The organism is Modestobacter altitudinis (genome assembly GCF_005930475.1).
Classification (GTDB): Bacteria; Actinomycetota; Actinomycetes; order Mycobacteriales; family Geodermatophilaceae; genus Modestobacter; species Modestobacter altitudinis.
Window position 1 is genome coordinate 1 of the sequence record NZ_SJEW01000007.1, and the last position, 10,381, is coordinate 10,381.

The 10,381-nt window shown below is 71.6% G+C and carries 8 protein-coding genes; 2 read left to right on the plus strand and 6 right to left on the minus strand.

Annotation, left to right across the window (positions count from 1 at the left end; all coding sequences use genetic code 11):
- Positions 1-449 precede the first annotated feature (449 nt).
- The gene (locus FHL79_RS04410) at positions 450-1,337 is read left to right on the plus strand and encodes an alpha/beta fold hydrolase (RefSeq protein WP_218938323.1); all 888 of its coding nucleotides are present in this window, start codon (positions 450-452) and stop codon (positions 1,335-1,337) included.
- Between the two features lie 450 nt (positions 1,338-1,787).
- Positions 1,788-3,944 carry an acyltransferase family protein gene (locus FHL79_RS04415; RefSeq protein WP_138757417.1) on the plus strand — a complete coding sequence of 719 codons (2,157 nt, stop codon included), beginning with the start codon at positions 1,788-1,790 and terminating at the stop codon, positions 3,942-3,944.
- Positions 3,945-4,426: 482 nt separating this feature from the next.
- On the opposite strand, the gene FHL79_RS04420 is transcribed toward FHL79_RS04415, so the two are convergent.
- The 6 genes from FHL79_RS04420 to FHL79_RS04445 all read right to left on the minus strand — a co-directional run bounded on the left by FHL79_RS04420 (position 4,427) and on the right by FHL79_RS04445 (position 10,379).
- A complete protein-coding gene (locus FHL79_RS04420; RefSeq protein WP_138757418.1) occupies positions 4,427-5,299 on the minus strand; it encodes a hypothetical protein in 873 nt (290 codons plus the stop codon).
- Between the two features lie 36 nt (positions 5,300-5,335).
- The gene (locus FHL79_RS04425; RefSeq protein WP_138757419.1) at positions 5,336-6,448 is read right to left on the minus strand and encodes an NAD(P)-dependent alcohol dehydrogenase; all 1,113 of its coding nucleotides are present in this window, start codon (positions 6,446-6,448) and stop codon (positions 5,336-5,338) included.
- Positions 6,445-7,245 carry an SDR family NAD(P)-dependent oxidoreductase gene (locus tag FHL79_RS04430; RefSeq protein WP_138757420.1) on the minus strand — a complete coding sequence of 267 codons (801 nt, stop codon included), beginning with the start codon at positions 7,243-7,245 and terminating at the stop codon, positions 6,445-6,447. The genes FHL79_RS04425 and FHL79_RS04430 overlap by 4 nt, the downstream gene beginning before the upstream one ends.
- A 44-nt stretch (positions 7,246-7,289) precedes the next feature.
- Positions 7,290-8,162 carry an MBL fold metallo-hydrolase gene (locus FHL79_RS04435; protein WP_138757421.1) on the minus strand — a complete coding sequence of 291 codons (873 nt, stop codon included), beginning with the start codon at positions 8,160-8,162 and terminating at the stop codon, positions 7,290-7,292.
- Between the two features lie 191 nt (positions 8,163-8,353).
- Entirely contained in the window at positions 8,354-9,010 is a 657-nt protein-coding gene (locus FHL79_RS26075) for a histidine phosphatase family protein (RefSeq protein WP_138757422.1), read from the minus strand.
- An 82-nt stretch (positions 9,011-9,092) separates the two neighbouring features.
- Positions 9,093-10,379: a Tm-1-like ATP-binding domain-containing protein gene (locus FHL79_RS04445; protein WP_138757423.1), complete on the minus strand. Its 1,287-nt coding sequence runs from the start codon at positions 10,377-10,379 to the stop codon at positions 9,093-9,095.
- Positions 10,380-10,381 lie beyond the last annotated feature (2 nt).

Genomic DNA, 10,381 nt, shown 5'->3' on the forward strand with positions numbered 1-10,381 from the left:
CGCCTGCACGGCGAAATCGGCCTGATCCCACCGGCCGAACACGAAGACAACTTCTACCGGCACAACACCGCGGCGACTACCGTCGCCGCGTCAGTTCCGAGCCTCCACTGAACCCGGGGCGGGACACTCACCGCTCTGGGGCCTGACCAGAGCTGAGGTCGCACACGTCGGCCCGCGCCTACGCGGTGGATGCCCGTGTCCCTGGGGCCGCCCTCCGGGCGATGTCCCAGAGCGGCCCACTCAGGGCGACTCTGGAACGGGGCGGTTTTAGAAAGTGGGTCGCACGGCCCCGGTTCGCGGTCCTACGTTTTCGGCGGTGAAGCGGCGAGGACTAAGGCCCTGCGGCTGCGTCGCCGCTGTCCCCGGCCCGCTGCAAGGAGTTGGTCGATGTCGGGAATCCCCGCCGTCTGCGACCACGGTGTTCAGGCCGAGGGGCGCGAGGCCGAGGCGTGATCGGCCCGATGCGGCACGACGCGCAGAAGCTGGCCCCCGTCGGCGCACTCGATCTGTGCTACGACGCGTTTGGTGACCGCGGGCGATCCACGCTGCTGCTCATCATGGGCCTGGGCCAACAGCTCATCCACTGGCCGGAGGACTTCTGCCGGCAGCTCGCCGCCGAGGGCTTCCGGGTGGTCCGGTTCGACAACCGCGACGCGGGCCGCTCGACGCACCTGTCGGGACGCCGCTACAGCCTCGAGGACATGGAGGCAGACACCGTCGGCCTCCTCGACGCGCTGGCTGTCGACTCCGCACACGTCGTGGGTGCCTCGCTCGGCGCAATGATCGCCCAGACGATGGTCATCAGGCATCCAGACCGGGTGCGCTCGCTGGCCTCGCTCATGTCCACGACGGGCCGCCGGGGCGTGGGCCGGACCTCCATGCGCGTCTTCCGCCACATGCTCACCAGACCGCCCCGGACCGAACAGGAGGCGATCGAACGCCGCGTCCGTGTGTTCGCGACGGTGGGATCGACCGGCTTCGACCAGGACCTGGACGAGCTGAGGCGGGTCACCGCAGCTGCGTTCCGGCGTGATCCCCTCGCACGCGACGGCCGCCGTCGTCAGCACCGAGCAGTACGCGCCGCCGGCGACCGCACCGAGGCACTGCGACACGTCACGGCGCCCAGCGTCGTGGTCCACGGCACCATGGACCCGATGTGCCACTTCTCCGGCGGGCTGGCCACGGCGCAGGCCATTCCGGGCGCACGCCTCGTATTAGTCCCAGGCATGGGCCACGATCTCCCTCGCGGTGCGTGGCCACAGCTCATTTCCGCAATCGCAAGCAACGCCGCGCGCGCCGACGCTCCTCATGTTCCTGATCGTGGGGCCCAGCCCTGACGGACGCACGGCTCCGCATCACCGAGTTCGTCGCCTCTCAGACTGTCCTGGAGGCCGCCTTGTCTCCAAGCGGCCCACCCTGGGCGATCATGGGGGAGGGGCCCTGGCGCGCCGGGCCGTACTCCCTTTCCCGGCGGGATCGGCGACTCCTAGCGTTGGCCCATGACTCGGAAGCCACTGCGGTGCCGATTCGGGTTTCACTCCTACGTCCAGCGACACCCGGACGGCGAGCGGCCCTCAAGTCCGGACGACAAGATCTGCCGGCGGTGCGGGAAGCGCACGGGCACCCCGTTCGGAAACGCGCCGTCGGTCTTCCCCGGGTGACGTTCTCGCCGGTGGTGGAGGTGGTCCTGAAGCCGCCCTGTGGGCGAGGCTGGAGCGCGTGACCCTGAGGGGCCAACTCAGGGACACCGGCAGCGTAGTGCCAGTGGTGTGTCTAGCCTCTGTTGGATGGAGGACCGCGGGCGGGCCTCCCGGTTCCGTCCCGACATCGAGGGGCTGCGCGCCGTCGCCGTGCTGGCGGTGGTGCTGTTTCACGCGGAGGTGCCCGGCTTCTCAGGCGGCTTCGTGGGCGTCGACGTCTTCTTCGTCATCTCGGGGTTCCTGATAACCGGTCTGCTGTGGCGGGAGACGGAGAGGACTGGAAGGCTTCGGCTGGGCCGGTTCTACGGCGCCCGTGCCCGCCGCCTTCTGCCGGCAGGTGTTCTGGTCCTGATCACGACCGCGGTGGCGGCGGCCTGGCTGTTGCCCCCGCTGCAAGCGCGGTCTGTTCTGGGCGACGCCGTGGCCGCCGGGCTGTATGTCGGCAACTATCGGCTCGCCGTCCAGGGCACCGACTACCTGGCCGCGGACGTTCCGCCCTCGCCGGTCCAGCACTATTGGTCTCTCGGCGTGGAGGAGCAGTTCTACCTGTTCTGGCCGTGGGTGGTGATCGCCACCATGGGACTCATCTCGTGGCTCACCCGCGCCCACGACCGTGGGCGGCCGGCCCCCGGCAGGTCGATGCTTCCACCGCTGCTGGTCCTGGGGGTGGTCGCGGCAGCCTCCTTCGCGCTTTCGCTCCGGTGGACGACCGACCTGCCACCGTGGGCGTTCTTCTCACTTCCGGCGCGCGCGTGGCAGCTGGCGGTGGGTGGGATGGTGGCCTTCAGCGTTGCGTGGTGGCGCCGGCTGCCGCCGCTGTCAGCCGGTCTCATGGGGTGGGCCGGGCTCGCGCTCATCGTGCTGGCCTGCGTGCGATTGGACCAATCCACTCCCTACCCCGGCGTCGCCGCGCTGTTGCCGGTCCTGGGCGCGGCGCTTGTGGTGATCGGTGGCTGCGCGCGGCCGACGTCGGGAGTGGGCGCGCCGCTTTCTACTCCGCCGATGCGCCTGGTCGGACGACTGTCGTACTCCTGGTACCTCTGGCACTGGCCGGTGCTGCTGCTGACGCCGGTGATCGTCGGCCACTCCCTGGACCTCGCCGCGCGCCTGCTGGCAGCCGCGGTGGCAGGGGTCCTGGCGATGCTCACGCTTGTGGCCGTGGAGAACCCGATCCGCTCGGCGGCGACCCTGCGCGGCTCCGGTGGCCGCAGCCTCCTATTGGGCGGTGGCCTCACCGCATCTGGCGTTGCCGCGTCGCTGGTTCTGCTGGCCGTCGTTCCGGTACCGGTGGGGCGCGGGGCGGCGGCACGGGCTCCGGAGATCGAGTCGCAGGCGGCGCAGCCGGATTCGGCCACGCCGGCGCCTCCGTCCCGGGACCCTGCGGAGGCGGCACTGAAGGCGATGACCGACCAGGTCCGGTCCGCGGTCGCCGCGTCTGCCGACGTCCAGGCCGTGCCCTCCAACCTGACTCCTCCGCTCGCCGACGCCTTCGCAGAGAAACCTGAGGTGTTCGTCAACGGTTGCGTGCGGTCGTGGCTGTACGTGGGCCAGGACGAGTGCGCCTACGGGGCCACCACATCCGCGACCAGGGTGGCGCTGGTCGGAGACTCGCACGCTGCGATGTGGTCTCCGGCCCTGGAGCGGATCGCCGCCCAGCGCCAGTGGCGGCTGGAGACCATGGGAAAAGTGACCTGCCCACTGCAGGACCTGCCTATCACCAGCCCCTATCTGGGCCGGACGTACACCGAGTGCGCGCAATGGCGGGGCCAGATCCTCGAGCGGCTGCGGAGCGAACGACCGGCCCTCATCGTCGTCAGCATGTCCCGCCGGTACGGCCCCGACTACGGGTTCACTGTCTACAGCCCGCAGTGGCTCGACAGCCTGACGCGCCTCGTCGGGGAGTTGCGCTCCACCGGCGCCGCCGTCCTCGTGCTGGGTCCGGTTCCGGATCCGCACTCCTTCGTTCCGACGTGCCTCTCCGAACACCTGGACTCGGCCACCGCCTGCAGCCCCGAGCGCGCCGTCGCGGTGAACGACGCCGGCATCGCCGAGGAGGAGCGGGCGACCGCAGCCGGCGGCGGTCACTACGCCCATCTGACCGACCTCTTTTGCACGGCCGCACGCTGCCCGGTCATCGTCGGCGACCAGCTCGTCTACCGCGACGACAACCACGTCACCGTCGGCTACGCCACCTGGCTCGTGCCCGTCCTGGACGCGCACCTCACGAGGGCCATGAGCCGGTGAGCGAGGGCAGCAAGCGACACAGCCGGGCTCGCCAAAAAGGGAGTCCTCAGGAAACGTGATGGCGGCGTCGGCGGGGGCACGGGCTACTCGAGAGGCAGCACTCCTCGGCCGAACCGTCTGACGCCCCCACGTGCAGCCGTGCTCGTGACGGTGTCCCAGAGGCCGCCTTCAGGGACACCAACCGTGTCCGCAGGCGGTGACCGACGGCGCCTGCGGTACTGAGGCACTCGGACGTCGGTAATGGGGTGGCCGCCGCTCCTGGTCTTCCTCCGTGCGGCGCTTCATGTGGGTGGTCGCGGTCGCAGTACTAGCTGGCTGTGGTAATCCAGGCATCCCGCCGACCCCTGCGGGTGAACTCATCTCGAGGGATGAGCGGATGGCCGCGCCTCCACTCAAGGGTCCAACTCATGGTCGATCGTGCTGCCGCACAAGGCGCAGCCTCGCCGAGCGGCCCCTGCTCGGAGTAGCTGCAGCCCCGGTGCTCACCCCTCTGGCAAGCCGGGGAACCAGTTGACGTCTGCCGTGGTCGCGGCGTCGGTGAGTAGCCAGCCACTCGCGGTCGGGGTGGAGGTGAACGTCCAGTCCTGGGCGGCACCCACGACCTCATCGCCGAACCGCACGTTCATGGCGCAGGTCGCCACCATCCGCAAGCGGGGTCGAGTGCCGGTGCGGTCGACCGTCACCGCCGCCTGGCGGTGGCTGGTCTCGTAGTGCAGTGGGGAGCTGCCGTCGCAGCCCTTGCGTACCGCGGCGGCTTCGTTGTGGCCGTTGCCGTCATGGGTGGGCAGGTCGGACAGCAGCGAGGGTGGTGACCCCGTCGGCCCGTCCAACTCCTCAAGCGCACGGTCGAGCAGCTGGGGGCTCACCAGCGCGGCGAGTTCGGGGTCGACCTGGCCGGTCCGCCACCGTCGGCAGTCGGCCAGCGCGAGACGGGCGATGCGGGCGTCATCCAGCAGGGCCAGACGGATCCCCTCGTCACCGAAGACGGAGGCGGCCTCCGTGTAGTCGGCATCGCGCTCAACCGGGACATCGGCCTCGTCCGGCGCGGCGGTGGGGGCGCTCACCGCGGGCGCCGTGGTCGGTGCGGCAGTCGGCGACGACGCCGGGCTCGGCGTCGTCGGGGACGCAGCCTCCGAGGTGTCCTCCGAGGCGGTACATCCGACGGTCAGTGCGAGCAGCAGCGCGGTCGAGCCGAGGATGACGCTTCTGCCGAGCAAAGCCCCTCCCAGGGACGCGGACCGCGCATGATCCTGCCCGGGGTGATGGGACAGGGTGTTGATCCAGCCCGGCGTGTTCCACAGAGCCGGTTGTCGCGCCAGAGATCCGAGCCCCGTCATGTACGGCAGAGCGCTCATCGTGCCCATGACGCGGGTCGATCCCGTCGGTCGGGCTCAGGCGGCCGGCATCAGCAGGACCGGCTTGACGACGTCGCCGGTCTCGGTGTCGGCGGCCGCCTGGTTGATCTGGTCGAGGCGGTAGTGCGTGATCAGCCGGTCGAAGGGCAGCAGGCCGCGCCGGTGCAGGTCCAGCAGTCGGGGGATGGTGCGGGCCGGGGTGCTGTCGCCCTGCAGGACCCCGCGCACGGTGAGGCCCTTCGTCATCGCCTCCAGCATGGGGATGCCGCCCAGCTCGCCGGGGGCAGCCGTCCCGACGTAGGCGCAGGTGCCCAGGGAGTCCAGCGACCGCACGGCCTGGGTGAGCACCTCCGGGACGCCGGTGGTCTCGAACGCGAACTCCACACCCCGGCCACCCGTGGCCTCCCGGATCGCCTCGACCGGGTCGACGTCGTTCGGGCTCACCAGGTGGGTCGCGCCGAACTCGGCGGCGAGCGCCAGGCGGGAGGCCCGGCGGTTGACCGCGACGATCGTCGTGGCGCCGCACAGCCGCGCGGCCATGACCGCGCAGAGCCCCACCGAGCCGGCGCCGAAGACCGCGATGGACGAGCCCGGAGGCACCCGCAGGACGTCCAGCACCGTCCCCGCGCCGGTCTGCACCCCGCAGGCCACCGGCCCGGTGACCCGCAGGTCGACGTCCTCGGGCACGCGGACCACGCTGCGGGCGTTCGCGACCGCGAGGGTGCCGAACGACGACTGACCGAAGAAGTGGTCGCCGACCGGCTCGCCCTGCGCGTCGGTGGTTGCCACGGTGCCGTCCGGACGGCGGCAGCCGAACTTCAGGCTCGCGATCGAGTCGCAGTACGCCGAGCGGCCGGTCCGGCACCGGACGCACACCCCGCACGACGGGAAGCTGAGGACGACGGGGTCGCCGGGGCCGACGCCGCGCACCTCGCTGCCGACCTCCCGCACCACCCCGGCGCCCTCGTGGCCGACGACAGCCGGCAGCACCGCGGGCCGGGAGTCGCGCACCAGCAGGTCGGTGTGGCACATGCCGGCGGCCACCACCTCGACGAGCACCTCGTCAGGGCGCGGCCCGGTGACCTGCACCTGCTCGAGCAGGAACGGGCCGCCCTGGTCGCGGACGACCGCGCAGGTGGCGGTGGTCACTGGGTGGCCGTCAGGCCGCCGTCCAGCGTGAGGACCTGACCCGTGACGAACGAGGACGCGTCGGAGCAGAAGAACAGCAGGGCACCGACCAGGTCGTCGGGGTCGGCGATCCGGCGCAGCGGGATGCGGCTCACCAGGTTGTCGTAGAACCCCGGCTGGGCGAGCAGCGAGGCCGCCTGCGGCGTGCGCACGAAGGTGGGGGAGATGGCGTTGACCCGGATGCCGTGCTTGGCCCACTCGGTGGCGTGCTGGCGGGTCAGTGCGTCCATGGCGCCCTTGGCCGCGACGTAGGCGGAGTAGCCGGCGTCGATGCCGAGCTGGCCGCGCACCGAGCTGACGTTGAGCACCGAGCCGCCGCGGCCGCCGGAGATCATCGCCCGGGCGGCGGCCTGGGAGACCAGCAGCGCCGTCGTGAGGTTGAGGTCGAGGATCCGGTCCCACTCCGCCTGCGGGTACTCCTCGGCCGGGTACAGCGCGGTGCCCGCACCGCCACCGATGCCGTTGACCAGGACGTCGACCCGGCCGAAGGCGTCCAGCGTCTGCTGCACCGCGTCGTCCGCGGCGCTCTTGTCGGCCATGTCGCCGGGGATGACCAGGGCCTCGCCGCCGGCGTCCTCCACCGCCTTCCGGGCCTCGGCGAGCCGCTCCTCGGAGCGGCCGATGACGGCCACCTTCGCCCCGACCGCGGCGAGGGCGCCGCAGGTGCGGACGCCGACACCGCCGGAGCCACCGGCGACGACGGCGACGCGGTCGCGGAGGGTGAAGCGCTGCAGTTCGTCCGTGCTGGCCTGCGTCATGACGTGCGGGGACCTCCGGGTGCGGGGGAGCGGGGGACGGGACTTCAGCGGACGGGCGGGCGCTTGGCGGTGAACTTGTCCCACAGCGAGGCGGCGTTCAGCGTCTGGATGTGGTCCATCATGTAGCCCTGTCCGACGTCGACCGGGCCGAACTTGTCGCGGAAGTCGACCCGCGCGATCGTCTCCTCACGGGACCAGCCCTGGGCCACCGCCTCGGCGACGGCGCTGGTCCACTCCAGCAGCACGGCCTTCTGGGTGGCCAGGTAGGACGGCGTGGTCACCGGCCCGTGGCCGGGCACGACGATGTCGACGTCCAGGCTGCTGATCACGTCGAGGGCGCCGACCCACTGGTCGATGTCGGAGGTCATCAGCCACGTCTGGCACTCGGAGAAGACCGTGTCGCCGGTGAAGACGACGCGCTGCTCGGGCACGAAGACCGCGACCTGGCCGGGGGTGTGCCCGGGGGTGTGGATGAGGTGGAAGGTCGTGTCGCCGACCGCGAGCTCCAGGTCCCCGGTGAACACGAGGTCGCCGGCGTTCGGGTCCTCGTAGTAGGTGTCCCGGTCCGGGACGATGTCCGCGGCGGCGGGGTCGTCGGTCGGGATCGCCTCGAGCGCGTAGACGAACGGGTCTAGGTCCGGGGTCGGGACCATGAAGTTGTCCGCGACGCCCCGGTGGTGGACGACCTCGCCGGCGCCCTTGAACCAGTAGTTGCCGAAGATGTGGTCGACGTGGTGCTCGGTGTTGACCACGAACCGGATCGGGCCGTGCTCCTCGGCCTGCCGACGCATCGCGACCGCCTTGGTGGGCAGCTGCGGGGTGTCGATGACCACCACGCCGGCGGAGGTCACGACGTAGCTGGGGTTGCAGCCACGGATCTCGGTGGACGTGAAGACATGGGGCGTCACGCGCTGCACGACGGAACCTCCCTGGGGCGTCGGCGGCCGGGCCGTCCCCGGCGCCACGGTTTCCCGGTGCGACGAGAGCCGTCTGGTCGGCGCTGACCGGTGGCTCACATAATCGATTCTCGATCCCTCGCCTGTCAACCACCTGGGCGGTGTTCCCGGAGCCGGTGCCGCGCACCGGCTCCAGGGTCACCCCGGGGAGGTCAGGGGGCCTCGGGCAGCACCCTCAGCGTCACCGACCGGTCGGCGGAGACCTCCGCCTCCAGACCGGCCAGCCAGCGCGGCTCCCCGGTGTCGCCGCCGGTGACCTCCACGCCGCAGGCGCGCAGGACGGGGGAGTGGGTGACCGCCACGGTGAAGGCGGTGGCGTCGGACCGGTCGGCGAGGCTGCCGGCGAAGGTGCGGATGCGGGCGGCCACGGCGGCCGCGTCGTCACCCGGCGGCTCCGGGTGCCGGACCCACCAGCCCACCCGGTCCGGGGCGGTCAGCCACTCGCTGAAGAAGGACACCTTCGCGACGTCGGCCTCGGTGAGGCCGGGCACTTGGGCGGCGAAGGCGGCCTCGCTGCTGACCATGTCGACGCGCACGCCGGCGAGGTAGAGGTCGGGGTTGCGCAGCGCGAACGCGACGCCCTCCTCCAGCACCTCGGCGCCGGCCTCGCGGGCACCCCGGGCGACCGCGGCGGCGGTGTCCCGGGTCCGGCGGGTCTCGCCGCTGATCACCCGGATCGGGCCGTCGGCCCGGCCGGCGAGCCGCCGGCCCACCTCGACCGCGGTCTGCAGGCCCTCATCGGTCACCGGGACGTCGCCGCGGTGCGAGGTGACCTCACCGTGGCGGAGCAGGAACAGGTGCTGGGTCATGGGACCTCCGGGTCGGGGACGAACACGCCGGGACGCCGCCTCGGTGGCGGCGTCCCGGCGACGGGTGGTGGGGCGGGACGGGTCAGCCGGCGGTGGTCACGCCGGCGGCCGGGATCCCGGCCTCCTTGCGCTGCTCCCACTGCTCGACGAAGAGCGCGTAGACGGCGTCGGCGAACGCGGTGTCGTTGATGTTGGCGTCCATCTCGACCACCTGGACGGTCGGGTCCAGAGCGCTGCGGAGGGTGTCCAGCAGCGGCGTCACGTCGACGCCGTGCCACTGGCTGCCCTCCTTGAAGTAGTTGTCCAGCCCGTCGAGGGGCAGGGCGACCGCCTTCGGGCCGGGGGCGCGGTTGACGTGGTCGGCGATGTACTCGCCCAGCCGGCGCATCTCGTCCGGGGTGGCGAGCAGCGAGGTGATGTTCGGGTTGTGGATGATGATGTTGCGCTCGTCGGTGTCGAACTCGGCGGGGATGGTGTCGCGGGCACCGAAGTTGAAGCACTCGGCCGCACCGGGGACGACGACCAGCGGGATCCCGGTGCGGATCGCCGCCTCCATCCGGTCCACACCCGGGTCGAAGATGCCCTTGTTCCAGTGGTTGATGATCTCCGGCAGCGTGTAGTCGATCAGCCCGTCGATGGCGCCGGTGTCGATCAGGTGCTCCATGCCCGCGCCCTCGCCGACCGCGTGGAAGGTGACGACCTCGAAGCCGTTGTCCTCCAGCTGCTCGCGGATGCGCATGACGCCCGGGGTGGTCACCCCGAACATCGAGATCGCGATGAGCGGCTTGCTGGCCTCGGCCTGCGACCGGGTGGTCTCGTAGCCCCGCGCCAGGCCGGCGGCCGCGTGTGCGGCGTTGCTCAGCACCTGCTTGGAGATGCGGTTGAGCCCGGCGATGTCGGTGACGGCGTTCATCATCATCATGTCCGAGTGCCCGACGTAGGGCCGGGTGTTGTTCGAGGCCATGGTGCTGACGATCAGCTTGGGCACCCCGATGCCGAGGTTCTGCAGCGCGCCGCCGAGCAGGTCGGTGCCGCCGGTGCCGCCGAGGCCGAGCACCGCGTCGATCCGGCCCTGCTCGCACAGCTCGGCGAGCAGCAGGCGGAGGCCCTCGCTCATCTTCGTGATGGCGACGTTCCGCCCGCCGGCGCCCCCCTCGACGCCCGCCGCGAAGTCGGAGAGCTGCACGCCCGCCCGGGACGCCACCTCGCTGGCCGGGACGTCCGGCGGGAAGTACGGCTCGCCGAGGACGCCGCAGTCGACCACCAGGACGTCGACGTCCTGGGCGAGCAGGGCGTCCCGGACGTAGGCGTACTCGGTGCCCTTGGTGTCCAGGGTGCCGGCGAGACAGACGACGGGCTTGCGGGACATGG

Bases quoted from the DNA above. Each gene is read 5' to 3' on its own strand.
- FHL79_RS04420 (WP_138757418.1), bottom strand. From the start codon at position 5,299: ATGAGCGCTCTGCCGTACATGACGGGGCTCGGATCTCTGGCGCGACAA.
- FHL79_RS26075 (WP_138757422.1), bottom strand. From the start codon at position 9,010: ATGACCCAGCACCTGTTCCTGCTCCGCCACGGTGAGGTCACCTCGCAC.
- FHL79_RS04445 (WP_138757423.1), bottom strand. From the start codon at position 10,379: ATGTCCCGCAAGCCCGTCGTCTGTCTCGCCGGCACCCTGGACACCAAG.
- FHL79_RS04430 (WP_138757420.1), bottom strand. From the start codon at position 7,245: ATGACGCAGGCCAGCACGGACGAACTGCAGCGCTTCACCCTCCGCGAC.
- FHL79_RS04415 (WP_138757417.1), top strand. From the start codon at position 1,788: ATGGAGGACCGCGGGCGGGCCTCCCGGTTCCGTCCCGACATCGAGGGG.